23 protein-coding genes, 1 tRNA gene and 1 pseudogene are annotated in these 25,903 nt (G+C 63.9%); 24 read left to right on the forward strand and 1 reads right to left on the reverse strand.

What is annotated here, in order from left to right:
• Positions 1-98: 98 nt before the first annotated feature.
• From IPP68_02055 to IPP68_02065, 3 genes are all read left to right on the forward strand, one after another.
• Entirely contained in the window at positions 99-3,209 is a 3,111-nt protein-coding gene (locus IPP68_02055; GenBank protein MBL0349145.1) for a hypothetical protein, read from the forward strand.
• A gap of 10 nt (positions 3,210-3,219) precedes the next feature.
• On the forward strand, positions 3,220-4,140 hold the full coding sequence (locus IPP68_02060; GenBank protein MBL0349146.1) for a PorV/PorQ family protein: 921 nt from the start codon (positions 3,220-3,222) through the stop codon (positions 4,138-4,140).
• Positions 4,141-4,204: 64 nt separating this feature from the next.
• Positions 4,205-5,533: a phosphoribosylamine--glycine ligase gene (locus IPP68_02065; protein ID MBL0349147.1), complete on the forward strand. Its 1,329-nt coding sequence runs from the start codon at positions 4,205-4,207 to the stop codon at positions 5,531-5,533.
• On the opposite strand, the gene IPP68_02070 is transcribed toward IPP68_02065, so the two are convergent.
• Complete coding sequence (locus tag IPP68_02070) at positions 5,504-6,079, reverse strand: hypothetical protein (GenBank protein MBL0349148.1); 576 nt, start codon at positions 6,077-6,079, stop codon at positions 5,504-5,506. The two genes, IPP68_02065 and IPP68_02070, sit on opposite strands and share 30 nt — an antisense overlap.
• Positions 6,080-6,164: 85 nt before the next feature.
• On the opposite strand from IPP68_02070, the gene IPP68_02075 reads away from it, so the two are divergent.
• From IPP68_02075 to IPP68_02175, 21 genes and pseudogenes are all read left to right on the forward strand, one after another.
• On the forward strand, positions 6,165-7,235 hold the full coding sequence (locus IPP68_02075) for a hypothetical protein (protein ID MBL0349149.1): 1,071 nt from the start codon (positions 6,165-6,167) through the stop codon (positions 7,233-7,235).
• 121 nt (positions 7,236-7,356) lie between these two features.
• Positions 7,357-7,878: a nucleoside-diphosphate kinase gene (locus tag IPP68_02080; protein ID MBL0349150.1), complete on the forward strand. Its 522-nt coding sequence runs from the start codon at positions 7,357-7,359 to the stop codon at positions 7,876-7,878.
• Between the two features lie 216 nt (positions 7,879-8,094).
• Positions 8,095-8,167 (forward strand) — tRNA-Ala (locus IPP68_02085).
• Between the two features lie 50 nt (positions 8,168-8,217).
• Positions 8,218-8,796: a 16S rRNA (guanine(966)-N(2))-methyltransferase RsmD gene (gene rsmD / locus IPP68_02090; protein MBL0349151.1), complete on the forward strand. Its 579-nt coding sequence runs from the start codon at positions 8,218-8,220 to the stop codon at positions 8,794-8,796.
• The gene (gene argB / locus IPP68_02095; protein MBL0349152.1) at positions 8,793-9,545 is read left to right on the forward strand and encodes an acetylglutamate kinase; all 753 of its coding nucleotides are present in this window, start codon (positions 8,793-8,795) and stop codon (positions 9,543-9,545) included. Before rsmD ends, argB begins: the two co-directional genes overlap by 4 nt.
• Complete coding sequence (locus IPP68_02100) at positions 9,542-10,756, forward strand: aspartate aminotransferase family protein (protein ID MBL0349153.1); 1,215 nt, start codon at positions 9,542-9,544, stop codon at positions 10,754-10,756. Before argB ends, IPP68_02100 begins: the two co-directional genes overlap by 4 nt.
• Positions 10,757-10,837: 81 nt before the next feature.
• Complete coding sequence (locus tag IPP68_02105; protein ID MBL0349154.1) at positions 10,838-11,290, forward strand: type II secretion system protein; 453 nt, start codon at positions 10,838-10,840, stop codon at positions 11,288-11,290.
• Between the two features lie 145 nt (positions 11,291-11,435).
• On the forward strand, positions 11,436-12,650 hold the full coding sequence (locus tag IPP68_02110) for an argininosuccinate synthase (GenBank protein MBL0349155.1): 1,215 nt from the start codon (positions 11,436-11,438) through the stop codon (positions 12,648-12,650).
• A gap of 41 nt (positions 12,651-12,691) precedes the next feature.
• Positions 12,692-14,029: an argininosuccinate lyase gene (gene argH / locus IPP68_02115; GenBank protein ID MBL0349156.1), complete on the forward strand. Its 1,338-nt coding sequence runs from the start codon at positions 12,692-12,694 to the stop codon at positions 14,027-14,029.
• Positions 14,026-15,306 carry a TolC family protein gene (locus tag IPP68_02120; GenBank protein ID MBL0349157.1) on the forward strand — a complete coding sequence of 427 codons (1,281 nt, stop codon included), beginning with the start codon at positions 14,026-14,028 and terminating at the stop codon, positions 15,304-15,306. Before argH ends, IPP68_02120 begins: the two co-directional genes overlap by 4 nt.
• On the forward strand, positions 15,296-16,288 hold the full coding sequence (locus tag IPP68_02125; protein ID MBL0349158.1) for a patatin-like phospholipase family protein: 993 nt from the start codon (positions 15,296-15,298) through the stop codon (positions 16,286-16,288). Before IPP68_02120 ends, IPP68_02125 begins: the two co-directional genes overlap by 11 nt.
• Positions 16,285-17,250 (forward strand): tetratricopeptide repeat protein, encoded by a 966-nt coding sequence (locus tag IPP68_02130; GenBank protein MBL0349159.1) that lies wholly within the window; start codon positions 16,285-16,287, stop codon positions 17,248-17,250. The genes IPP68_02125 and IPP68_02130 overlap by 4 nt, the downstream gene beginning before the upstream one ends.
• A complete protein-coding gene (gene lysA / locus IPP68_02135; GenBank protein MBL0349160.1) occupies positions 17,247-18,512 on the forward strand; it encodes a diaminopimelate decarboxylase in 1,266 nt (421 codons plus the stop codon). The genes IPP68_02130 and lysA overlap by 4 nt, the downstream gene beginning before the upstream one ends.
• Positions 18,513-18,761: 249 nt before the next feature.
• Positions 18,762-19,590, forward strand: a pseudogene (locus IPP68_02140) (diaminopimelate epimerase).
• Positions 19,591-20,110: 520 nt separating this feature from the next.
• Positions 20,111-21,013, forward strand: coding sequence for a 4-hydroxy-tetrahydrodipicolinate synthase (locus IPP68_02145; protein MBL0349161.1), 903 nt, complete (start codon positions 20,111-20,113; stop codon positions 21,011-21,013).
• An 11-nt stretch (positions 21,014-21,024) separates the two neighbouring features.
• Complete coding sequence (locus IPP68_02150) at positions 21,025-21,804, forward strand: 4-hydroxy-tetrahydrodipicolinate reductase (protein ID MBL0349162.1); 780 nt, start codon at positions 21,025-21,027, stop codon at positions 21,802-21,804.
• Position 21,805: 1 nt separating this feature from the next.
• Entirely contained in the window at positions 21,806-22,564 is a 759-nt protein-coding gene (locus IPP68_02155; protein MBL0349163.1) for a fumarylacetoacetate hydrolase family protein, read from the forward strand.
• Positions 22,565-22,966 carry a hypothetical protein gene (locus IPP68_02160; GenBank protein ID MBL0349164.1) on the forward strand — a complete coding sequence of 134 codons (402 nt, stop codon included), beginning with the start codon at positions 22,565-22,567 and terminating at the stop codon, positions 22,964-22,966.
• Complete coding sequence (locus IPP68_02165; protein ID MBL0349165.1) at positions 22,959-23,597, forward strand: DUF1211 domain-containing protein; 639 nt, start codon at positions 22,959-22,961, stop codon at positions 23,595-23,597. Before IPP68_02160 ends, IPP68_02165 begins: the two co-directional genes overlap by 8 nt.
• Positions 23,594-24,757, forward strand: coding sequence for an LL-diaminopimelate aminotransferase (locus IPP68_02170; GenBank protein ID MBL0349166.1), 1,164 nt, complete (start codon positions 23,594-23,596; stop codon positions 24,755-24,757). The genes IPP68_02165 and IPP68_02170 overlap by 4 nt, the downstream gene beginning before the upstream one ends.
• A 42-nt stretch (positions 24,758-24,799) precedes the next feature.
• Positions 24,800-25,663 (forward strand): DMT family transporter, encoded by an 864-nt coding sequence (locus tag IPP68_02175; GenBank protein MBL0349167.1) that lies wholly within the window; start codon positions 24,800-24,802, stop codon positions 25,661-25,663.
• The last annotated feature ends 240 nt before the right edge of the window (positions 25,664-25,903 follow it).

Below are 25,903 nucleotides of genomic sequence, written 5' to 3' on the forward strand. Positions count from 1 at the left end.
CGGTTCCCGGGAGACCCGTTCCGGACCTCGAATTTACAATACAGTTGCACGCGTTTAATCCGATCCATCGCCGCCGATGGGGTAAAATAACGCCCATCGTGAAACGGTTCGACCCGACGTCCCATCCCCTCCTCTTGTCCGTCGCGGTCCTCGGATTGCTCGGGACGGGTTTCGCCCGCGCCCGGGCCTTTTCCCGGGCGACCGGCGCGAGTCTCACGCCGACCTTTGGAAGACTGGCGGCCGGGGCCGTGGACACCGCCGATGATTACGCGTATTTTGTCGCGCCCACCCGACCGGGCGCTTTGCTTCGAATTCGCCTTTCGGATTTCACCCGGGCGGGGGAATTGTTCCTCGGCCCCGATGAAATCGATTCCGGCTTTTTGGCCCTGGATCCCCTGGGGCGTTTCGCCTACACGGACGCCAACATCAATCCCGGCCGACTGGTGAAAATCTCCCTGAACACGTTTCAGCGCGTGGGCGCCCTGTCCCTGGCCACGGGCAAATGGCCCGACGCCGCCGCCCTGGACCCGGCCCGGGGCTGGTTGTGGACCACGGCCGTGAACGCCAACCAACGCCTGACCAAAGTCCGCCTGTCCGATTTTAGGGAGGCGTCTCCCGTCCTGGAAATCCCCGCCGGCAACAGCCTGGACACCATCGCCTACGACACCGCGACGGGCGTCGGTTACTTTGTGGAAACGGGCGCCGCGCCTCGGTTGGTCCAGGCCGATTTCCTGACCATGACACGGCTGGCGGAACTTCCCCTTGCCGTCGACGAGGTCTTCCCCAAGGCCATCGTGCTGGACAGAGCCCGGGGGTTCCTTTATTTGTCGGGCACGGGATCCAACGACAACCGGGTTCTGCGGGTTCGATTGAATCCCTTGGAGCGCGTCGACGTCCTCGCCCTCCCCCAGGCGGGCGGCAACGTGACGGGCGGGGTCCTGGATCCCAACGGGACCTTCGCCTACTTCGCCGTGAACGCCGGCGGACGGGGACACATCGACCGGGTGGACCTGGGCGCTTTTGTCTCCTCCGGCGTCCTTTCGACGGCGGCCGGGGAACAGGCCCGGGCGTTGACTCTGGATCCGCGCTCGCGAACGATTTATTTTGTCTGCCGGGACCAACCGGCCGCCGTCACCAAGGTGGATTTGGCTTCCTTCGCTCGCGGGCCCACCTTGTCCTACGACTGGGGCGAAAGTTTTCCCGGGGCGATTTTCAAGGACGCCGGGGGATTCGCTTATTTCGGCACGGACACCGTGCCCGCCAAGGCCGTTCGGGTTCAAATGTCGAATTTGGCGGTCTCGACCCGGGCCCTCCCGTCGCCCGCGGGATTCAATCTGGGGATGAAGACCGGATTCGCCGACCCCAACGGCCTTTTCGTGTATTTTGTGTCCCACGGACTGCCGACCCGGATTCACCGGGTCCGAACCTCCGATTTCGGATGGGATCAATCCCTCGATTTGTCCAACGCGATGTCCGACCCCAATCTCGTTTGGAGCAGCGCCGTCGATCCGGGCACGCGCCGGGCGTTCATCGCTTCGTCGGGCGCGTCGCCGCCCCGAATCGGCGTCATCGGCTTAAACGGGTTTTCTCTGGAATCCACGTTGACCTTGCCCACGGAATTCAACGCGATGCGCGCAGGCGCGGCGGACGGGGCCAACGGGTTTGTGTATTTCGCCGCGGGGAACGCTCTCGCCCGGATCCACGCCGCCTCCCTCAGCGTCACGACGGCGGCCGTTCGGTCCCCGTCGGGTTTCCCGGCGACGGCCCTGGCGGTGGACGGCGCCGGGTTCGCCTACTACGGCGGAGGCCAAACCATCACGAAGGTTCGGCTGTCCGACTTCACCGAGGTGGACCGCATCACCCATCCCGGCCTTTCCCCCCAATCCATTGAAAGCCTGGCCGTCGACGCCGGCAACAACGCCGGTTACGCCGGCACCTACGGCTCCCCCGCCGTCGTCCTGAAATTTCACTTGTCGCCCCTGGAATGGGCGGACGCGGCCGGAATGAAGCCCCCGGAATCCTGGTTGTCGAGCGTCGTCATTGACACGGCGACCCAGAAAGCTTTTTTCACGGACCACGGCGCTCGGGCCGGGATCGTGAAGATCAATTTGTCCGTTCCCGCCGCCGCGCCCGCCGTTCCGGGCGGTCCGGTGGTGTCCCTGGCCACGAGTCGAACCCTTCGGGTCCGGTGCGACGATGTTTCGGACGCCGAGCGTTTTGAATTCTACGCCTCCACCGATTCCGGCGCGGCCCCCGCTTTCGGAGCGACGATGTCGGATTCCGAAACAACCATCGGGGTTTTAACCGGGCTTTCCCCGCGCACGACCTATTTCCTCCACGCGCGGGCCTGCAATTCCATCGGGTGCTCGGGGTACACCGCTTTCGGTCCCGCGTCCACCACGGCCGGGGCGCCCGCGGGCGGGCAAATCCTTTCGGCCCAATTGAGGGCCTTGGCGGCCCAATGGACGCCCGCCGTCGGCGCGGGGCTGTACACGCTGGCGGCCTCCACCCGCCCCGCGCCGCCGGGCTCGACGGCGCCGACCGCCCCCGTGGTCGTGACCTCCGGGTCGGTCCAGGGGTTGACGCTCAACACCCGTTACTATCTGTTCGTGAACTCCTGCGAGAGCGGGGCCTGTTCGGATTGGACGGCCCTCGGTTCCTCCGCCACCCTGGCGAACCCGCCGGCCGAGTTGACCGTGAAGGGCGTCGGCCCAGGCGCCGTTCGTTTTCACCTGGGGTCCAACGGCAATCCCGCGGGCACCGTGTACGTCCTCGAACGGGCGCCCGCGGCCGCGGGGCCCTTTGCGCCGGTCCTTCGAACCACCGCGCTGGATCCCACGGTGACCGGATTGTCGGACCGGACCGCCTACGCTTTCCGGGCCCGGGCGGAAAATCTGGACGGCGTGCCGACGGCTTACACCGCCGCCGCGCTCGCGACGACCGAGGCCGGTCCGCCCCGGGCCTTCCCCAACCCCGCGGGCGCCTTGGGAAACCTCATGACGTTGGCGGGTTTCCGGCCCGACGCTTCCGTTCACGTTTTTCGGTTGAATGGCGAGCGGGTTCGGGCGTTGACGGCCGACGCCACCGGCGCGGCGCTTTGGGATTTGACGTCGGCCAACGGGGACCCGTTGGCGAGCGGGGTTTATCTGGTGGTCGGCCCGGCCGCCAACGGCGAACGTCGCCTTGTCAAAGCGGCGATTCAGCGTTAAACTGGGGGATATGCGCGCGACCCGAAAAACCATTCAGAAAGCCGCTCTCGTGCTGGCCGTGGGCTTTGCGTCGATGCCGGGCCGGGCGGCGTCGGTCTCGGCGGATTTCCTCCGTTTGGGAAACGGCGCCCGGGCGGCCGCCCTGGGGAACGCCTCCACGGCCCTCGTGAACGACGCCACCGCCATCGCCTGGAACCCGGCCGCCTTGACCCGCTTGAAAACGAAAACCGCCACCCTCATGCACGCCAGCTATTTGGATTCGGCCTACACCTATCAGTTCGCCGCCTACGGGCAATCGGTGGGCGAATCCCTGGGGATCGGCGTCGGCGTTCAATATCTATCCGTCGGGGCCCTGCCCCAAACCGATTTGACCGGAACCGAAATCGGGTCCTTTTCGCCGAACGACCTGGCGGTCTCGGTGGGGGGGGCGTTGGATTTCGGCGGAAATTCCGTCGGCCTGACGGCCAAGTGGATTCGAAGCGAAATCGTCAATTCCGCCCAAACCGTGGCGGGCGACGTCGGCGTTTTATCGGCGCCGCTCTGGGACAACCGCCTTCGCCTTGGCCTGGTGGCCGCGAACTTGGGCGGGGGATTGAAATACGATCGGGAAAAAAGCGATTTGCCCCTGGTGTTTCGAGCGGGCGCGGCTCTCCGGGTCAAAACGGCCTGGACCCTGACCGTCGACGCCGAAAAACCCAAAACCGGAGACAGCGTCTTCGGCGGCGGCTCCGAATACCGCTGGAACGTCGGTCCCCATTGGACGTTGACCGGCCGCCTGGGCTACAGCAACCGGGCCCAGGACATCCAGGGAGTCACCGGCGTGAGCGGCGGCCTCGGCGTCCTCTACAAAAAAATTCAAATCGACTACGCCCTCGTGCCCTACGGGGACGTGGGCCTCACCCACCTCGTTTCCCTCACCACGTATTTCTAAATCGCGCGTTCGCGCGTAAATTTCCCTTGTGAAATAACCCGTCGTGGGATACCCTCTAGGGGAGATGGGATCCGAAAAAGACAACAATTCGAAATTAACCAACGGCGACGGGTCTCCCCGACGGATTCTGGTCGTTTCCCGGGTGGGCTGCGTGGGCGACCTTTGCCGCCAGCTTCAAATCGAAGGGCACCACGTCCGCTACTTCATCGAAAGCAAGGGCGACAAGGACGTCTCCGACGGGTTCGTCGAAAAGACCGACGATTGGAAGGCCCTTCGCGCCTGGGCCGACCTGGTGATTTTTGACGACTCGGATTTCGGCCGGGACGCGGAAGCCCTGCGCCGGGACGGCAAACCGGTGGTCGGCGGCACGGTCTACACCGACCGACTGGAGGACGACCGGGATTTCGGCCAGCAGGAAATGAAAGCCGCCGGCATGACCATCCTCCCCAACTGGACCTTCACCTCCTTTGAAGAGGCCGTGGCCTTCGTCAAAAAAAACCCCGACCGCTATGTCGTCAAACCCTCCGGCAGCGCCCAGAACGAAAAAGTCCTTTCCTACGTGGGCCAGGAGGAGGACGGCCAGGACGTCGTCGCGATATTGGAGCGCTACAAAAAGGGATGGGCGCGCCAAATCCGTTCGTTCCAGGTGCAAAAATTCGCCGCGGGGGTCGAGGTGGCCATCGGGGCGTATTTCAACGGGAAGGAATTCCTGCCCCCCGCCTGCGTCAATTTCGAGCACAAGAAAATGTTCAACGAGGACATCGGCCCGGCCACCGGCGAAATGGGCACTTCGATGTTCTGGATGACCGAGAGCGTTTTGTACCGCGAGACCATCGCCAAAATGGCCTCCCGTTTGGCCGCGGTGGGGTTCGTCGGCTATTTCGACATCAACTGCATTGCCACGCCCCGCGCGATCTACCCCCTGGAATGCACCCCGCGTTTCGGCTATCCGACGCTCAGCATTCAAATGGAGGGGGTGACCAGCCGCTGGGGGGACTTGTTTTACGGCCTCGCGACGGGTCAAACGCCGACCCTCAAGACGAAAAAAGGGTATCAGGTCGGGGTCGTGATCGCGGTGCCGCCCTTCCCTTTTGAAGACGCCACGGCCTTTCGGAAATACTCCGAGGGCGCGGTGGTCATTTTCAAGAAGCCGGCCACCGAGGGCATTTACCCGGGGGACATCAAGCTGGTGGACGGGGACTGGGTGTTGGCCGGCCAGTCGGGGTACGCCCTGGTGGCGACGGGCTCCGGGTCCACCATGGACGAGGCGTCCCGGGAGGCTTACGGGCGGGTCAAAAACGTCATCATTCCGAACATGTTTTACCGTACCGACATCGGGGAGCGCTGGCGCCGGGACGGCGACTTACTTCGGACCTGGGGCTATCTCCGGTAACGTCGGTCCGGTGGAAAGAAACACGTGGGTGTTGTCCCATTCCGCGTGGAGCCGGCGGACGGCCGCCACTTCCTCCCGAAACCGGACTTTGAGCCGCCGCTCCGCTTCCCGCGTGGTCACTCCCCGAACCCGAAACCCCGATAAAACCGTTTGAATGCGCCGGGCCTCCCGGTCGTTGATGCCCACGTGGACCGCTTCGTGTTCCCTCAGTTTGGCCGTGGGCTCGACGTGAAATTCGGGCCGGCTGACCGCCGTCACCGCCAGCCGCCGCACCCGGACGGCGTCGCCCGCCCGCTCCAGGGCGTAGCTCAAGTGGAAGGTCCCCCCGGTTTCCGCTTGCACCGCGCCGCGGGCCGGCGCGTCGACCGGTGCCGGGGCGAGAGATTCGGTCGACAGTCGGACGGAGCCGAAGGGCCAGGCGAGGGTGGCTTGGTCGCCGCCCTGGGTGAGGCTGGCGGAGGAGGCCCGGGGAATCCGCAGTCCGTCCTCCGCCCGGGCGGCGGGGCCGAGAGTCAGAAGGAGCAAGAACGCCCCGATTCGTTTCACGCCCGGATTCTATAAAAACCGATCCATCCCCGCGGGCCGTTGACAGACACGCCCGGATGCCCTACCCTTGAAGGCGAGGACTTCCATGAAGACCACCGTGCACATCCTGATCCCCTTTGACCTGGGGCTGGAGTTGGATTTTATCGGCCCCGACGCCACTGCCGTGGCCAAGGAAATATCCAGCCACCCCATCCGCGACCTCGCCTTTGAGGGTCGCCGTTTCGCCGACATCCGGCTCACCGCCCAGATTTACAAATTCGGGGTCGGACTATTGGGCCTATCCTTCGCCGCGGAAGGAGAATTGGATTTCTTCGCTTCGCTCTCCTGCCGGACCGAGGCCCTTCACGTGGAAGGTTCCCCGATCATCCCCTGGGCGAAAACCCTGGTGGACGGGGTGATCGCCAGCGCCCGGCGTTTCGCCAGCCACACCTACAACCGCCGGCTGGAAGACGTCGATCCCTTCCCCATTTTTGTTTTCAACAAAGGCGGGGTGACCGACGCGACCGAGTTCGTGGCCACCCACGAGAAGGCGTTGACCGGCATCGTGTCGGGCGAGCCCAATTACGACGCCTTGTCGGACTTCGTGTTGTCCCAGGAGAAGATCCGGAATTTCGGCTATTACGAAAACGAGTTGATCCTCATCAAGCGTTTCGGCGCGGTCGTGTCCTCGGAGGAGTCGGGCACCATTGTCGAGCTCATCCGGCTGGCCTATTCGCTTTATTGGAGCCTGCGGGCGTACAATTTCTTTTTGGAAAAGGAGATCGACCAGGCCCAGGGGCTTTTGGCCGATTTGCCGCCTTATTACAAATTTTGGGCCATGCCCTCCCGCTACCAGACGTTTTCTCGGGAAGCCATGGACTTCGTCCGCGACAAGCTGGCCATCGTCGACAGCCTTCACAACGTTCAAGCCAACATCCCCCGCATCGATTCGGATTGGCATCTGCGGACCATTTACAAGAACGTGGAGAAGGAATTCGACATCGACGATTTGTCCAAAGCGGTGGACACCAAGCTGGAACGGATCGAACAGTCTTACAATTCCGCGCGGGATTTCATTTCCACCAATTTTTTCATCGCCGTGGAAATTGTTCTCATCCTTTCCCTCGTTTGGATGATGTTCGACACCGTTCTCCTCTTTATCATCGCCCACAAATAAGGACGGTTTGACACCGCCGGAGGGCCTGTGGTATCCTCCCTTCACGGGCCCGTCCGGAGCCCCCGCCATCGAACGCGCGGGGCCGGAGGCGGGGCCGTTGATTTTGGGGAGGAAACCGTACATGTCCGATGCGTCCGTCGAATACACTTTGGTCGTCGTCAAGCCCGACGGCCTTAAAAAATCCTTGACCGGCAACATTTTGACGAAATTGGCCGAGGCCCGATTCATGATCATCGGGGCCAAAGTTCTCCGGGTGTCCCGGGAACTGGCCGAGCAGCATTACCAGCATCTGAAGGGCAAGCCGTTCTTCAACGATTTGATCGATTACATCCAGGGCAAGCCCTACGGCCCGGATTTCGAACGTGTCATGGCGCTCGTTTACAAAGGCCCCAACGCCATCAAAAAAATCCGGGAAATCGCCGGCGCCACCAACCCCGAGGAAGCCGACTCCGTTTCCATCCGCGGGGCCTTCGGCCGGATCACCACCAAGGGCGTTTTTGAAAACGTCATCCACGCCTCCTCCGACGCCAAAGACTCCGAGCGGGAAATCAAATTGTGGTTCCGGCCGGACGAAATCGTCGGCGAGATTTACCCCACCAAAAAAGTCCATTCCCAGGCTCAGGAAATCGTTGCCTGGGCTTAAAAGGCCCGGTGGCCGCCCGGCCCGCGGTGGATTTTTGAGCGGGAAAAGAGTAAAATAGCGCTTCAACGCCGGCCGATGGGCACCGCGCCCCCGGCCGCGTTTTTTTGGGGCGGAAGATGCGTCCGCTCAAGCTCATTCGATAAAATTTTCAAGGAGGACGGCACCAACGCAGCGCTTTTGGTGCCCGTGGCGGCCCAGAGGGCCGACCCCTCCACTGGGGCTGTAGCTCAGCTGGGAGAGCGCCTGCATGGCATGCAGGAGGTCGAGGGTTCGATCCCCTTCAGCTCCACAATTTCATGTTTTCCCCGACTCCGAAGCACGGCGTCTTCCGCCGCTAGCATGTCCATTCGCGTCCAATCGGGCCAGGCCCGGGGGCGCCGAATCAAGGCCCTTCCCACGGGCCCCGATGTCCGGCCCATCCTCGCCCGCATTCGAAAATCCCTCTTTGACATTCTTCGTCCGCGCCTGGCGGGGTCCCGCTTTTTGGACCTGTTCGCCGGAACGGGCACGGTGGGCATCGAAGCCCTTTCCAACGGCGCGGCCCGGGCCGTGTTCGTGGACGCCAACCGGCATTCCTGCCGAATGGTCGAAACCAATTTGGCCGCCCTGGGTTTGTCGGGCCGGGCGAAGGTGATTCACTCCGACGCGACCCGGCTGTCGATTCTCGCCTCGGAGGGGCCCTTCGATCTGGTGTTTTTGGGACCCCCCTACAAGGACGACCGGTTGCGCCCCCTGGCCCTCACCGTCCCGGCCCTGCGGGCCCTGGACGAGGTCAAGGCCGCGACCCCCGACGCCTGGGTCATCGGCCAGCACCACAAAAAGGAACCCCTGACGGGCCTTCCGGCGGGATGGGAAATATTTCGCGAAAACCGCTACGGCGACAGCGTTCTGACTTTCTTTCGGAGGATCCCCGCGTGACCACGACCCCGTCCGTCATCAAATTCGGCGGCAGCCTGCTTTCGGACGCGGCCGCCCGAGGCGCGTTTTTAAAGGACGTCGCCAAATTCTCCAAAAAAGAATCCGTCGTCCTCGTGCATGGCGGGGGGCCGGAAATCAACGCGGCCCTGGACAAAATGGGCATCAAATCCACCTGGGTCAACGGGCGGCGCGTGACCGACGACGCGGCCATGGCCGTGGTGGAAGGCGTGCTGTCGGGGCAGGTCAATAAAAATCTAGTCGGGGAATTAAACGCCTTGGGGGTCGCTGCCGTCGGTTTGTCCGGGCGGGACGCGGGTCTTTTGACCGCGACCCCGGTGCCGCAGCTGGGACGCGTGGGCGAGCCCGCCAAGGCCCGGCCCGCTTTGCTCACGGCGCTCCTCAAAGCCAAATTTTTGCCGGTGCTGTCCTCCGTGGCCCAAGGGCCCGACGGGGGCGCTTTGAACGTCAACGCCGACGAAGCCGCGGCCGCCCTGGCCGTCGCCCTCAAGGCCCGGCGCCTCGTCTATTTGACCGACGTGGCGGGCGTTCTGGACGGTCAAAAAAAGACCCTCCCCGAAATTCGCGCCAAGGACGTCGAGCGGCTCATCGCCGACGGCGTGGTGACCGGCGGCATGATCCCCAAAATCCGCTCCTGTGCCCGGGCGCTCAAAAAGGGCGTCAAGGAAATCAACATCATCGACGGCCGGACGGGCCTTTCCGCCTGGGCCGGCACGCGGCTCCTCCCATGACCGGTTTCGTTGAATCGCCCTATCTCTTCAACACCTATCGGCGCCAGCCGGTCACCTTCGTTAAAGGCCGGGGCGCCTGGCTGACCGACGACCGGGGCAAAAAATATCTGGATTTCTTTTCCGGTCTTGCGGTGTGCAACCTGGGCCACGCCCACCCGGCGGTGGCCCGGGCCGTGGCGGACCAGGTCAAAAAACTGGTGCACACCTCGAACATTTATTCGACGCAACCCCAGCAAGCCCTGGGCAAAGCCCTGGTCGAACGGACGTTCCCGTCCAAGGTGTTCTTCTCGAACTCGGGCGCCGAGGCCAACGAACTTTTGATCAAGCTCGCCCGCCGGTTCGGCACCGTGAACCCGGGCCCCGAAGGGCCCCGGTTCGAAATTATTGTTTTCGAAAGCGCCTTCCATGGCCGGACGTTGGGCGCCCTGTCGGCCACGCCTCAGAAGAAATATCAGGAAGGTTTTGGGCCTCTGTTGCCCGGTTTCGTCGTCGCCCGGTACGGGGACCTGGAGGATGTTCGACGAAAAGCCACCCCCAAAACCTGCGCGGTGCTGGTGGAACCCATTCAAGGCGAAGGCGGCGTGCGCAGGGTTCCGCCCGCCTTTTATTCGGCCCTGGCGGCCCTTTGCCGGGAGAAGAAGTGGCTTCTGCTTTTTGACGAGGTTCAAACCGGCCTGGGCCGGACGGGGACCCTTTTCGCCTTCCAAAACCCGGCGGTGGTTCCGGCCGACGCCCGTCCCGACGCCCTCTCCATGGCCAAGGGCCTGGCCAACGGCCTCCCCATCGGGGGGGTCATCGCCCGGCCCGAGGTCGCCGATCTCCTTCACCCGGGAGACCACGCCACCACCTTCGGCGGGGGCGCGGTGCCCTGCCGGGCCGCGTTGGCCGTCATGAAGGAATTGTCGCCCGCCCGGTTGGCCCACGCCCGGAAGCTCGGGGCGCTCTTTCAAAAGGAAATTTCCAGTTGGAAAAAAGACCTTTCCGCCATTCAGGATGTGCGCGGGGCGGGTCTCATGATCGGCATTGAGCTGGATCGTCCCGTGGCCGATCTTGTCGTTGCCTGCCGGGAAGCCGGCCTGTTGATCAACGGCACCGCCGACAAAGTCCTTCGCCTCTTGCCGCCGCTGATTTTGACCGACGCCGACGCCCGCCGGGGCCTCAAAATCCTCCGGACCGTCCTGGCTCACGCCGTTTCCCAAAAGCCCCTTTAATTTCTTCCACGCCCGGGTCGGGGGTTCCCGGCCTCCGTTGAAATGCCTTCGGAAGCCGACTATCCTTAGGGGGGAGGATCCATGCGTCGAAATCGTTGGAGTGTCCCGGGGTTTACGCTCATCGAACTCATGCTGGTGGTCGCCATCATCGGCCTCCTGGCGGCCATCGCACTCCCCCGATTTGCAAATTTGGTGGTCAAATCCAAGGAAGCCGCCATCAAGGGACAATTGGGAACCATGCGCAGCGCGATTTCCCTTTATTACGTCGACAACGAAGGTTTCCTGCCGGCCTCCTCCAGCCCCGGGGATTTTTATCTCGAACGTTATTTGGACACCGTACCCCGTCCCATCCTTCCAAACCATCAATTTCCCATGACCAATATGCTTTTTGTGCAAAACAGTTCCGGCTGTAACCTGATTTCCACCGACCCCGGCTGGGGGAACGGAAGTTGGATGTTGTGCCGTCCGCGGGCCACAATTATCTTGCAGTGCCTCCATACCGACACCAAGGGGAATTGGATCAGCGAATGGTGAGGACGAAAGCCCTCATTTCCCTGCGCAATTATTGACGATTTGGACCTTTAAAAAGTAAAATCACCTATTGAAATCAACCAATTTCGAACCCACCGGTCCGGTGGGGGGAGTTCCTTTTTTTATTTTTTAGAGACCGGAGAACTTCATGCGTAAATACAAGAAAGTCGTTGTGGCCTATTCCGGAGGGTTGGACACCTCCGTCATGCTCAAATGGGTGCGGGAGCACTACCATTGCGACGTCATCGCCTGTTGCGTGGACGTGGGCCAGGCCGAAAATTACCCGAAACTCAAAGCCCGGGCCCTGGCCACCGGAGCTTCCAAGGCCTACGTGGTGGACGCGCGAAAGGAATTCGTCGAGAATTTCATTTGGCCGACGCTCAAAGCCCAGGCCCTTTACGAAGGGCGCTACCTGCTCGGCACCTCCATCGCGCGCCCCATCATCGCCGAAAAAGTGGCGGAGATCGCCCGGCGGGAAAAGGCCGACGCCGTGAGCCACGGCGCCACGGGCAAAGGCAACGATCAAGTCCGCTTTGAGCTGACCTTCAAGGCCGTCGCGCCGGAGCTGGGCATCATCGCCCCCTGGCGGGAATGGGACATGAAGGGCCGGGAAGACGAAATCGCCTACGCGGAGCGGCACAAGATCCCCGTGACCGTCACCAAAAAGAAGCCCTACTCCTCGGACGCCAACCTGTGGCACATCTCCTACGAAGGCGGCGTCCTGGAAGACCCGAACCACCCCTACAAGAACGACATGTTCGAGCTGACGGTGGCCCCCGAGGACGCGCCCAACCGTCCCGAAACGGTCTCCATTGCCTTTGAAAAAGGGATTCCCGTGGCGGTCAACGGCAAACGATTGGGCGCCGTGGCCCTGGTGCAAACCTTGAACAAAATCGCCGGTCGAAACGGCATCGGCCGGGTCGACATCGTGGAGAACCGGCTGGTGGGCATGAAGTCCCGGGGCGTCTACGAAGCGCCGGGGGCGACGCTCCTTTACTTTGCCCACCGGGAATTGGAATCCCTGGTGCTGGACCGGGAGACCGCCCACGCCAAGGAATTGATCGGGCCCCGCTACGCCGAACTCGTCTACTACGGCCAGTGGCACGTGCCCTTCCGCCGGGCCCTGGACGCCTTTGTGAACGAAACCCAAAAAGTCGTCACCGGCGTGGTTCGCCTGAAGCTCTACAAGGGAAACATCGTCGTCCAGGGGCGCACCTCGCCCCATTCGCTGTATTGGCAAAAATTGGCCAGCTTCGAAGCCGAGGACATCTACAACCAAAGCGACGCCGAGGGCTTCATCAATCTGTTCGGCCTCCCCATCAAGGTGGCGGCGTTGCTGAAGCGCGGCGCCGGACGGAAATAAGCCCCGCGCGGGCGGAGTTGGCCTGAATTCTTAAGGGAAAAATGAAAAATCGTCCCGTGTCCCCATCGGATTTTGTCGCCTCCTTCGGTTTCGACCACCGGCTGGCGCCCCACGACCTGGTGGCCTCCATGGCTCACGTGGAGATGCTGGGGCGGCGGCGCATCCTTTCCCGGGGCGAGGCGTCCAAAATCATCGCGGGGCTTAAAAAACTGCTCGCCCGGGTCAACGCCGGGGGCCGGTTGTTGAAAACCGAGGACGTTCATTTCTCCATCGAAAAAAGCCTCTACGCGGAAATCGGCCCCCTGGCGGGGAAAATGCACACCGCCCGGTCCCGGAACGACCAGACCGTGACCGCCCTGCGGATGTATTTGCGCGAACGCGTCGATGGTTTGCGGGAAAGACTTCGGACCCTGGAATTGACGTTCGTCGATCAGGCCGAAAAAAACGTCGAGACCATCATGCCCGGCTACACCCACCTCCAGCCCGGCCAGCCCATTTCCGCGGCCCAGCACTTTTTGGCCTACGCCTGGATGTTTCGGCGGGACCGGGAACGCCTGGCCGACGTTCGCCGGCGGATCAACCGCCTGCCCTTGGGCGCGGCGGCGCTCGCGGGGACGACCTTCCCCATCGACCGGGCCTGGGTGGCGCGAAAACTGGATTTCGACGGCGTGATGGAAAACTCCATCGACGCCGTGAGCGACCGGGACTTCCTCGTGGAATTCCTGGCGGCCGGCGCCTTGGTCATGACGCACCTGTCCCGGTGGGCGGAGGAACTCATCGTCTGGTCCAACCCGTCCTTCGGTTTTGTGACCCTGGCCGACCCTTTCATCACCGGGTCCTCCATCATGCCGCAAAAGCGGAACCCCGACATGGCGGAACTCCTCCGGGGGAAAACCGGCCGGGTGCTGGGAAGTTTGACGGCCCTGTTGACGCTCATCAAAGGCACGCCCCTGGCTTACAACCGGGACCTTCAGGAAGACAAGCCGCCGGTGTTCGACGCCGTGGACACCTTGGAAGCCTGCCTTGATGTGTCGATCCCCATGGCCCAAACCCTGAAGTTGCACCCGGACCGCACCAAGGCCGCCTGCCGCCTGGGATTTTTGTTGGCCACCGATGTGGCCGACGCCCTGGCCCGCCGTGGTCTCCCCTTCCGGGAAGCCCACGCCCTGGTCGGCCGGGTGGTGACCGATTGCCTTAAAACCAATCGGACCCTGGAAGATTTGACCCTCGACGACTGGAAAAAATTCTCCCCGCTCTTCGGAAACTGGGTGACCAGCGTCTTGAGCGTGGAAGACGCCGTGGCCGCCCGGCGGTCCCTGGGCGGCACCGCGCCGGGGGAAGTCCGCCGCCAAATCGCGCTCTTGAGGAAAAAGTCGTGAAGCGCGGCGCCCTGGCTCTCCTGGTCCTTTGGCCCGTTTGGTCCTCCGCGGAGGAATCGGCGGAGCGGACCTTCACCATCGCGCAATCGGTGCAGGTGGCTCTGCAAAACAATCAGGCGCTGCTTTCGGCTCGGGAAGGCGTGCGGATCGCCAACCAGCGCATCGCCGAAGCCCGGTCCCTCATTTGGCCGTCCTTGGCGGTCAATCTCAACGCCTCCCGCTATCGAACCGAAGACCACGCGGTGCTGGCCGGGGATTCCGGCTCGACCCTTTTGCCGCCGTCGTTTAACGGCGAGGCCGACAATTACTATTCCGGACGTCTCGCTCTCCGGCAGGTTCTTTACAACGGTGGCCGGACCTTGGCCAACACCCGCCTGGCCCAGGCGGCCCTGGAGCAGGCCCGCATCCGCGAAGAAGAGATCCGCCGGCAGGTGACGGTGGACGTTACCGGGGCTTTTTACGGGGAGCTCGTGGCTCGAAAACAATTGGCGTTAAGCGAAGAAGCCCAGCGGGATCTTCAGGCGCTCTCGGCGTCTTTGCCCCTTTCCGACGGCGCCGCCCGGGCGGTGCTGGAGGGCGTGCGCGCCCGCCTCCGTCGGGCCCAGGCCGAACGCCGCCGGGACGAAGAGCGCGCGTCTTTGACGTTCTTGAGCACCTTGGGGCTTGAACTCTACACCCGGGTGGCGTTGCAGGGGGATTTGTCCACCACGCCCCTCCGGCCGGACCTGGCCAAGCTCCTGGCCCGGGCCCAGGAATCCCGATTGGAAATTCGCGGAACCGAATACCAGCGGGAAATGGATCGCCTAGCGGTCAACCTCACGGAGGCCGAGCGTTATCCCGTGGTGGCGCTGATGGCCGGTTACGAAGTCAACGACCGGGCCTTCCCTTTGGATCAAAATTTCTGGAACGCCACCTTGAACGTCAGCCTCCCGCTCTTCGACGGCTTCGCCAGCCGGGCCCGCATTCGGCAAACGCGGATCGCCGCCAACCAGAGCCGAATTGAACGGGCCGCCATCGAGGACAAGATCGCCCGGGAAGTCCGAACGGCCCACGCCGATTTGATTTACTGGCAGGACGAGGCGGCCGCCCGCCGGGACGACTGGGACCGGCTGCGGGAGCTTTACGCGCGGCTTCCGGGGGGACGGGACCCCGTTCAAAAAGGCCAGGCCCGGTTGGAGCTCCTGTCCTCCGCCCAAGCCTACTGGGACGCCGTCCACGGCCAATTGATCGCCCGGGCCCGGTTGGAAAACGCCGTCGGCCTGCCCCTTGACCCGTAAATTTCTTCGTTCCGCGGCCGCTTTGTGGATCGGCCTGACCTTGGCAACGCCCGCCCCGGCTTTGGCGGAGGCTTCGGCGGCGCCCACGGACACCGCTCTCTGGGACACGCTGTGGTCCCGACTGCGGGCCCTGCCGGCGGACCGCCGACCCCGGGTGGGATTGGTGTTGTCGGGCGGGGGCGCCCGGGGCCTGGCCCACATCGGCGTCCTCAAGGTGTTGGAACGGGAAAAGGTGCCGCTGGATTTAATCGTGGGAACCAGCGTTGGGGCCCTGGTCGGCGCCCTCTACGCCTCGGGCCTTCCCGCCGGGCAAATCGAAAATTTGAGCGCCGAATCGGGCTGGTCGCAATTGACGGATTTATCGGCCGCGGGGGTGGTTCGCCTTCTGGTGACCGAACGGCTGCTCTCGACCCGGAAAATGGAAGCGTACCTCACCGCCCACATCGGAGATAAAAAATTCGCGGATTTGAAAACGGAGTTCGCCTGCGTGGCCGCCGACCTCCGCACCGGGGAGCAGATCGTCCTGCGGGAGGGCTCCGTGGCCCTGGCGGCCCGGGCCAGCGCGACCATGCCCGGGATTTTCGAGCCCGTTCCTTTCCGCCATCGTTTGCTGGTCGACGGCGGCATCGTGGACAACGTGCCGACGGACGTGGCCAAGCGGCTCGGGGTTGATATCCTTATTTGCGTTTACACCCCGGCGGATTTCAGCCGGCACACGGTGACCAACGTGTTGGGCACGCTGACCCAGGCGCTTTACATTCAGGGCCAGGTGATCAGCGAGGAGCGGCTGGGGCTGGCGGATTTCGTCATCCGACCCGACGTCTCGGAAGTGGGCGCCATGGAACTTTGGCGTTCCCGGGAATGCGTCGAGGCCGGCCAGCGGGCCGCCGAAACCGCCTGGCCGGATTTGCGTCGGCGGATGGTGGAGAAATTTTTTGACCGTTGGCTGGCGGGCCCCGCCTTGGCCGAGGCGGCGAAATGAAGCGCCTCGTCTTGCTCTTGTTGGCCCTCAGCGCCGCGGCCCTTCGGGCCGAGGACTTGACGCGCAAGGAACGGGAGGACATGGCCGGGCGGGCCGTGGAATTGTTTCAAGCGGCCCAGCCCGCGGCGGCCCGGGAACTTTGGGAACGCCTGTTGGCGAGCGGGGCCACGAGCGGGGAGAACCGCCGCTGGCGACCCTGGGTGGGGCGCGCTTTTGAAGCCGAAGGGAATTTTCAGAAGGCGTTGACGGCGTATCAGGACGCCTACGACCGGGATCCGAAGAACGTGGACCGGTTGGTGGATCTGGCGCGGGTGTACAACACGGTGGAATTGAAAGAGCGGGCCCTGGAACTCTACGAGAGGGCCCTCAAGGCCGACCGCTCTCGGACCGACGTGGTCCTGGCCTTGGGCCAATTGCATTTCAACGCCGGGCGACTGGTGGAGGCCCGGCGCTACGCCGACGACGCTTTGCGGCGGGATTCCCGGGACGCCGGGGCTCGAATGTTGTTGGCCCAAATCGAGGAATCCCAGGGGGATTTGGAGGGCGCGGCCCGCCGCCGTGAGGGCCTTTTGGCCGAGCATCCATCGGGGCCCGAGGCGGTCGCGGTGGGCCGATTGTGGGCCCGCACCGGGGAGTTGGAGTTGGCCCAGGCGGCCTTTCGACGCGCCGCCGATTTGGGCGTGGCGACTTCCGATTTGCTTTTTGAGCGCGGAGCGGTGGCCTGGCGCCGGGGCGACGCCTCGGGGGCCGAAGATTGGCTGGGCCAGACCCTGGCGAAAGACCCGGGGTGCGCCCCGGCGGTGTTGCTGTTGAGCGTTGTGGATTGGGAACGGGGGCGCGGAAGCCGGGCCCTGGCGCGCCTCCGGGGATTGACGCTGGCGGAAGACAGCCCCTGGATTTCGTTGCGCGATCGATTGATCACGGCTCTGACCTACGGGTCGACGCCGGGAGAGAAGAAATGACCTTCAACGCTTACGACACGTTTTGTTACCGGGGTTCGGACCTCTGGGTCGAGGGCGTCAAAGCCAAGGATTTGGCGGCGCGTCTGGGCACCCCGTTGTACGTCTATTCCGCCGCCAAGATTCAGTCGCAATTCGAACGATTCGACCGGGCTTTCGCGGCCTTTCCCCACACGATTTGCTACGCCATGAAGGCCAACAGCAACCTGGGCGTCTTGAGCCACCTGGCCCGACTGGGCGCGGGCGCGGACATCGTCTCCGGGGGGGAACTGTTCCGGGCGCTCAAGGCCGGCGTGCCCGCCGCGCGCATCGTTTTTTCCGGCGTGGGGAAAACCGAGGACGAGATGGCCGCGGCCCTCAAAGCCGGGATTCTCATGTTCAACATCGAATCCGCCGAGGAGATGGACGCCCTGGAGCGGGTGGCCAAGCGAACGCGGAAGGCGGCCCCGGTGTCCATTCGGGTCAACCCCAACGTGGTTGTGGACACCCATCACCACATCACGACCGGGAAGGCTGAAAATAAATTCGGCGTCTCGGCGGCGGACGCGGAGGCGCTGTATCACAAGGCCGCCCGGTCGCCCTGGCTCCGGGTCACGGGAATTCAGGCCCACATCGGCTCCCAATTGCTGGACGTTCGACCCTACGGCGAAACCTTGGACAAGCTCCTGGTCCTGGTGGACCGCCTGGAAAAAGCGGGAATTTTTTTCCACGTGTTGGACATCGGCGGCGGCCTGGGCGTGGTCTACAAAAACGAGCGGTCGCCGGATCCGGCGGATTTGGCGGCGCTTCTCCTGCCGAAACTCGCGGGCCGGAACCTCCGGCTCTTTTTCGAGCCCGGCCGCTTTCTGGTGGCCGAATCGGGGTGCCTGCTGACCCGGGTGCTGTACCGCAAGGAACCCGGGCACAAAAATTTCGTGATTGTGGACGCCGCCATGAACGACCTGGCCCGGCCCGCGCTCTACGACGCGCACCATCCCATTTGGCCCGTGCGCAAATCCGCGGCCCGGGATTACGTGGCCGACGTGGTGGGGCCCATCTGCGAATCCGGGGATTATCTGGCCAAGGCCCGCCACCTGCCCCGGCCGAAAACCGGGGACCTCTGGGCGGTCATGGCCGCGGGGGCCTACGGATTCTCCATGAGCTCCCAATACAACACCCGCCCCCGGGCCGCCGAGGTGTTGGTGTCCGGCAAAAAATGGTGGGTGGTCCGGGAACGGGAAACGCTGAGGGACTTGGTCCGAGGGGAAAAGATCCCCCGGGCTTGAAGTCGCTTTTGTTTGCATTGTTTGGGGCCCCCTTGGCGGTTCGAGCACGTTTTTTTGATGGCCGCGGCGCGGCCCGCCTTGTTTGAAGGCCCCGATGGGATTTTGAGGGGCCTGAGTTAAGGGCCGCCCATCAAAAAAGCGCGCGCAGGCCAGCGGGGGTGTCGTTTTCTCTTGGTTCCTTCTCTTTTGGACAAGCAAAAGAGAAGGAACCCGGTCCAGGGGTGGAACCCCTGGGAATTTCGAGGGATTATGAAAAAAATATCTTTCACCAAGATGCACGGCACGGGGAACGACTTCGTCCTCCTGGACGCCCTGCGCCGACCGATCCGCGTGACGGAGGCCCTGGCGCGCCGTCTCTGCGACCGCCGGTTCGGCGTGGGGGCCGATCAGGTTTTGGTTTTGGAAAAATCCAAGAAGGCCGACTTCGCCATGCGTATTTTTAACGCCGACGGCTCCCAGGTGGAAATGTGCGGCAACGGCATCCGCTGCCTGGCGCGTTACGCGCACGAGCGGGGGCACACGGCCAAAAAAGAATTTACCGTGGACACCCTGGCCGGCGTCAAACGGCCCCGCCTTTTGGACGGGCGGGTGCGCGTGGACATGGGCGAACCTATTTTGGACGCGGCGAAAATCCCGACCCGCGCCGCCGGGCGGGTGCTGGAGCGGCCCTTCGCCATTCCGGGGACGAAAACGACGCTCCGCTTGACGGCGGTGTCCATGGGAAACCCCCACGCGGTTTTCTTCGTGCCGGACGTGGACAAAATCCCCTTGGAAACCTGGGGGCCGGCCATCGAAAACAATAAATTTTTTCCCCGGCGGACCAACGTGGAGTTCGTGCAGGTCACGGACCCCGGCCACGCCCGGGTTCGGGTGTGGGAACGGGGCGCGGGGAGCGACGCTGGCCTGCGGCACGGGCGCCTGCGGAGTGGCCGTGGCGGGGGTTCTCACGGGCCGCCTCCATCGGAAAGTCCGTCTGTCCCTCCCCGGCGGCGATTTGGGCATCGAGTGGGCGGCCGACAACCACGTCTTTTTGTCGGGCCCCGCGGCTTTTGTTTACGACGGCGTCTTGGCCGTCTAATTTTAAATGTGTGGTGGGGGGTGGTGGTTGGGGGAGAAGAAAAAAAAATTTTTGGGGGGGGTTTTCTTTTTGGGGGGGGGGGGGGGGGGGGGGGGGGGGGTTGGGAGAGGGAAAAAAGCCACCCAGGGGAGGGGGAGAAGGGAGGAGGGGCCCAGGGGGGGGGGAGGGGATTAACGAATATTAATTCTATTTTTGTCCGCCAAAAGAAACAAGCAGGCGGGGGGGGCACGGGGGAGGCGGGCGACCGGGGGGGGCGAAGGTAAAAGGGGCACCGGGGGCCCCCAGAAAAAAAAAATGTTGATACCCCGAAACCCCAAAAGCGAAAAGAGAAAAAAAAAGAAACAGGGGGGGCGGGGGGGGGGGGGGGGGGGGGGGGGGGTTCCAAGCCCCCCCGCCGCCCCCGCCCTCCCTCCTTTTGTTGGGGGGGGGGGGGGGGGGGAACCTCTGCCCTGGGGGGGGGGGGGGGGGTTGGGGGGGGTGGGAGAGAAATACAAGAACCCCCCCCCCCAGGAGCAATTAAATGTTCGAAGGATCCTGCGTTGCGTTGGTGACCCCGTTCAAGGACGGTCTCGTCGACGACAAGAAGTTGGCCGAACTGGTCGAATTTCAAATCGCCGGCGGCACGGCCGCCATCGTCCCCTGCGGCACGACCGGGGAATCGGCGACCCTCTCCCACAAGGAACACAACGAAGTCGTGGAAAAAGTAATTTCCTTCGCGCGGAAGCGCGTGAAGGTGATCGCGGGCACCGGGTCCAACTCCACCCGGGAAGCCATCGAGCTCACCCGGCACGCCCAAGAGGCCGGGGCCGACGGCGCCTTGCTGATCACGCCCTATTACAACCGGCCCACCCAGCGGGGGCTGGTGGAGCACTTCCGCGCCATCGCGCGGGCCGTGGACCTGCCCCTGGTGCTTTACAACGTGCCAAGCCGCACCGGCGTCAACATGCTGCCGCCCGCGATCATCGAATTGGCCCGGTCCGAGAAAAACATCGTCGGGGTGAAGGAAGCTTCGGGCAGCGTGGATCAAACGACCGAAATCATCGAAGCCCTTCCCGAAACCTTTTCGGTGCTTTCCGGCGACGATTCCCTGACGCTCCCCCTGATGGCCGTGGGCGCCCGGGGCGTCATTTCGGTCTTGGCCAATTTGGTTCCCAAGGACGTCGCCGCCCTCTGCGCCGCCTGGAAAAAGGGCGACGCCGCCGAAGCCCGCCGTCTGCACCTTAAAATGTATCCCCTGGCCCGGGCCATGTTCACCGAGACCAACCCCATCCCGGTCAAAACGGCCATGGGGTGGCTGGAACTTTGCTCGGCGGAGATGCGCCTGCCGCTCGTGGCCATGGAAAAGGCCAACGCCGAAAAAGTCGAGGCCGCCCTTCGGGCTTACGGGTTGATCGGCCCCCGACGGCAACACGCCGCCTGCTGAAGGAGGGATTCATGAAAACATTGTCCATCGGAATTTTGGGCGCCGGCGGGCGCATGGGCCAGGCCATCGCGGCCCTGGCCGCGGAGGACGCGGGCCTTTCCATCGGCGGCCTGCTGGAGGCCCACGACAGCCCGAACCTCGGAAAATCCTTTCACGGGGTCACCGTGACCGACCGCCTGCAGGACGTGCTGGGCAAAGCCCAGGTGTTCATTGATTTCACCTCGCCCCCGGCGGCCCTGGGCCACGCGGCGGCCATCGCCGCGGCGGGCAAGCCCTTGGTGATCGGCACCACCGGCATCGACGGCGCCAAGCGGGAGGAGCTCGCCCGGACGGTCAAAAACATTCCCGTGGTGCTCTCGCCCAACATGAGCCTCTCGGCCAACGTGCTTTTTGACATGGTGGAGACCCTGGCCCGGGCGCTCCCCGGCTACGACGCGGAAATTTTTGAAATCCACCACAACAAAAAGAAAGACGCTCCCTCCGGCACGGCCAAGCGCCTGGCCGAGAGCGTGAAAAAAGGCCGCGCGGCGGGAGAGTTCGTTTTCGGCCGATCCGGCCTGGTGGGCGAACGGACGCCCCACGAGATCGGCGTCCACGCCCTGCGGGGCGGCGACGTGGTGGGGGACCACACGGTGTTTTTCATCGGGAACGGCGAGCGGATCGAACTGGCCCACCGGGTCACGTCCCGAAACGCTTTCGCGGCGGGAGCCCTGGTGGCGGCCAAGTGGGTCGCCCGGCAACCCGCCGGCCTCTACGACATGCGGGACGTGTTGGGGCTTAAGAAAAACTGACGTGACCGAACGCCTGGGTCGTTTCGAAGTCGGAGGGGCAGTGCGTTGGGGCCGCCTGTCCGGTCGCTGGGTGGAAGAGATTTTGCCCGACCCCTTCGGCCCCCTCGAAGCCACGGGCCTCCGTTGGCCCTTGACCGACGTCCGACTTTTGGCGCCCTGCGCGCCCTCCAAAATCGTGGCCGTCGGCGTGAACTACGCCGACCACGCCAAGGAATTCGGAAAAGCGACGCCCCCGGAGCCGTTGATTTTTTTGAAGCCCCCGAGCGCGGTCATCGCGCCCGGCGAAACGATCCGTCGTCCCCCGCGTTCCAAGCAAGTGGACTACGAGGGGGAAATCGCCGTGGTGATCGGCCGCCGGGCCCGGTCGGTCCCCAAAGCCCGGGCCCTGGATTACGTGTTGGGATACACTTTAATGAACGACGTGACCGCCCGGGACTTGCAGCGCCTGGACGGCCAATGGTCCCGGGCCAAGGGTTTCGACACCTTCGCGCCCCTGGGCCCCTGGATCGCCACGGGCCTTCGGCCGGGACGGCTGAAGATCGAAACCTTCGTCAACGGTCGTCGCCGGCAGTCGTCCTCCACGGCCCAACTGATTTTCGACGTGCCGACGCTGGTGTCCCACATCAGCGGCGTGATGACGCTGGAACCCGGCGACGTGATCTCCACCGGAACGCCCTCCGGCGTCGGTCCCCTGCGACGGGGGGACCGGGTGGAAATTCGTTGCCCGCAAATCGGTCGATTGATCAACAAGGTGGCGTAAATGACCCTTAAAAAAGTTTGGACCGCTCTCACGCACCTCCTGGACGAGGAAGACCCCGCCAAGGAATTGATCTACGACCCCGTGGACGTGGGGGCCGTGATCGTGGGGACCCTCGCGGGCGTTGGGATCCTTTACTGGTTATTGTGGTCCCTGCTGGTCTGCGAGGGGGGGCTCTTTGGGAAAGTGGTTCCCTTTCTCCAGGTGGTGTTCACGGGCAAAACCCTCCAGGATTTCGGCTACGAAGGGTATCCCTTCGAACTCGGCCTGTTCGAGGGCTGGGTGGTCAATTCCGTCGCCTTTGTTTTGGCCGTGGCGCTGCTTTACGGCGTTTGGTGGGTCTTGTACGCCCCGAAAAATCGACCCGGCGCCTCCCGGAAGTCCCGGGAACGTCCCCATGGCTGAGCCGACGACCGGCCCCGTGGGCCGCGGTCGCCTCGAGGCTTTTTCCGACGGCGTTTTTTCCATCGTCATCACCCTGCTCGTGTTGGATCTGCGTCTGCCGGAAGGCGACGTGGACTCGGCGGGGTACCTGGCGTGGAGGATCCTGGCCCTGTGGCCCCAGGTTTTCGGTTACGTTCTCAGTTTCCTCATCGTCGGCATTTTTTGGGTGGCCCACCCTTTCATCTTCCACCACATTCGCCGGGTGGATCGGCCCCTGCTCTGGATGAATATTTTCTTCCTCATGGCCCTGGCCTTTCTCCCGTTTCCGACAACGCTCATCAGCCGCCATTGGGATCTGGCGCCTTCGGTTTGGGCTTACGGGGGCACTTTGTGCGCGGCGAATTTATTGTTGAACGTCATGTGGCGTTACGCCACCCGGGGCGGGCGGCTGGTGGACCCGGGGCTTTCCCCCGAGCTGGTTCGCGACGTCAATCGGCGGTCCCTTCGGGCGGTGTGGGTCTACGTCGCCGCCATGGTCGTCGCGGCTTGGAGCCCCCCGGCGGGCCTCGCGATTTTCTTGATCGTTCATATCCTCTACATTTTGCCGGTCGCCCTGGACCGGCATTGGACCCCGAAGGAGAACAACCCATGAGCTTCGCCGCTTCCGATCGTTTGGGCCAACTGCCCCCCTATTTGTTCGCCGCCATCGACGCCAAGAAAAAGGCCGCCCAGGAAAAAGGCGCCGACATCATCTCCCTGGGCGTGGGCGACCCGGACTTGCCCACCCCGGCGCACATCATCGAAGCGGGGAAACGCGGGTTGGAAAACCCCGCCAACCACCAGTATCCTTTCGGCGCGGGCCTGATGAGTTTCCGTCGGGCCGTGGCGGACTGGTACCGTAAGCGGTTCCAGGTCGAGCTGAATCCCGAAACGGAAATTCATTCCCTGATCGGATCCAAAGACGGGCTCACCCATCTGCCCCTGGCGTTCCTGAACCCGGGGGACCCGGCGCTCATTCCCGAGCCCGCCTATCCGGCCTACAACGCGGCCGTGCTCCTGGCCGGCGGGCGACCCCACTTCGTGCCCCTCCTGGAAAAAAACAAATTCCTGCCGGACTTCGGGGCCGTGCCCAAAGACGTCCTGCGCAAAGCCAAGCTTCTCTTTATCAACTACCCGAGCAATCCTCTTTCCGTCACCGCGCCCCGGTCCTTCTACGAGTCCGTCGTGGCCCTGGCCCGGGAATACGGGTTCCTGGTCGTCCACGACGCCGCCTATTCGGAAATGTACTACGAAACGCCGCCCATGTCCTTTTTGGAAGTCCCGGGGGCCAAGGACGTCGGCATCGAATTCCACTCCTGCTCCAAAACCTACAACATGACGGGATGGCGCATCGGCTGGGTTTGCGGCAACGCCGGCGCGGTCAAAATTCTCGGGCGGCTCAAGGACAACTACGATTCCGGCGTTTTTCAAGCGGTGCAGGACGCGGGCGTGGCCGCCCTCACCGGTCCCCAGGACGGCGTGGCGTCCATGCGGGCGATGTACAAGGAACGGCGGGATTTCTTCGTGCCGGGCCTTCAAAAACTGGGGTGGGACGTGTTCCTCCCCCCGGCCACCTTTTACGTCTGGGCCAAAGTGCCCAAGGGCCAGACCTCGGCCCGCACCGCCGAACGGTTGCTCGAGGAAGCCCACCTCGTTTGCACCCCCGGGAACGGTTTCGGCCCCTCGGGGGAGGGTTACGTGCGTTTCGCCCTGACGGTGCCCCTGCCGCGTCTCCAGGAAGCCCTGGCCCGGGTGGCCAAGGTGAAATGGTAAAGCCGGCGTTTTCCTTTCCGAACCGCTGATCCCATAAATTCCATGGCCCGCCGCGGAGCGCTCCTCCTCTTTTTTTCCGCGGTCCTGTTCGGCGTTATCGGGGGCCTCGTCAAGCGGTTGTCCCTCGTTTTGCCCACCGAATCCCTCGTCTTTTTCCGAAACGCCGTCGGGCTAATGGCCCTCCTCCCCCTGACGGGGATTTTGGGGAAAGAAGGTTTGGGCACCCGGGAATTCGGGTCCCACGCGTACCGCGCCTTGTCGGGGCTCGGAGGGATGTATCTATCCTTTTTCGCTCTGGGGCGAATGCCCCTGGCCGACGCCATGGCCCTGGGCTACACGGCGCCCCTCTTCATGCCCTTCATCGCCCGGGTCCGGCTGGGGGAAGCCATGCCGCGCCACGTGGCCCCAGCCTTGGCCCTGGGGTTTCTGGGCGTCCTTTTAATTCTCAAGCCCGGCTTCGGCGTGTTCCGGCCCGTGGCCCTGGCCGCCCTGGGTTCTGGTTTTTTGGCGGCGGTGGCCCAGGTCGGCATCCGGCACCTGACCCGCACCGAGCCCTCCTTCCGGATCGTTTTTTATTTCGGCCTGGTCTCCACGGTCGTTTCGGGAATCCCCGCGGCCTTCCGGTGGAAAACGCCGCCGGCGTCCCTTTGGCCCGCCTTGCTCTTGGTGGGAAGTTTGGCCACGGCGGCCCAGTTGTTTCTAACCGCCGGCTATCGTCGGACCTCCCCGGCCCGGGGAGGTCCCATGATGTACGTGGCCGTGGCCACCGCGGGGGCCATGGATTGGGCGGTGTGGCGGCGGTTGCCCGACGCGTGGTCGGTGGCCGGGGTGGCCGCCATCGTTGGCGCGGGGGCGTACATTCTCCGACGGTCGGGCGCGGCGGTCATCGACGGGGGGGGCGCTTGAATCTTCGTTTTGTCCTGGTGCGTCCCCGGAACCCCTTGAACATCGGCGCGGCGTCCCGGGCCATGGCCAATTTCGGTTTCGGCGACCTGGCGGTGGTGAAACCCTACGCGCCCGTGTGGCGCGAGGCCAAAAGCGCCGTGGGCGGGGAACCCGTGCTGAAGGCCGCCCGGGATTTCGCCTCCGTCGAGGACGCCGTCGGGGATTGCGCCCTCGTGGTCGGGACCACGGCGGTGCGCGAGC

The sequence above is a fragment of the Elusimicrobiota bacterium genome (genome assembly GCA_016722575.1).
GTDB lineage: Bacteria > Elusimicrobiota > Elusimicrobia > FEN-1173 > FEN-1173 > JADKIY01.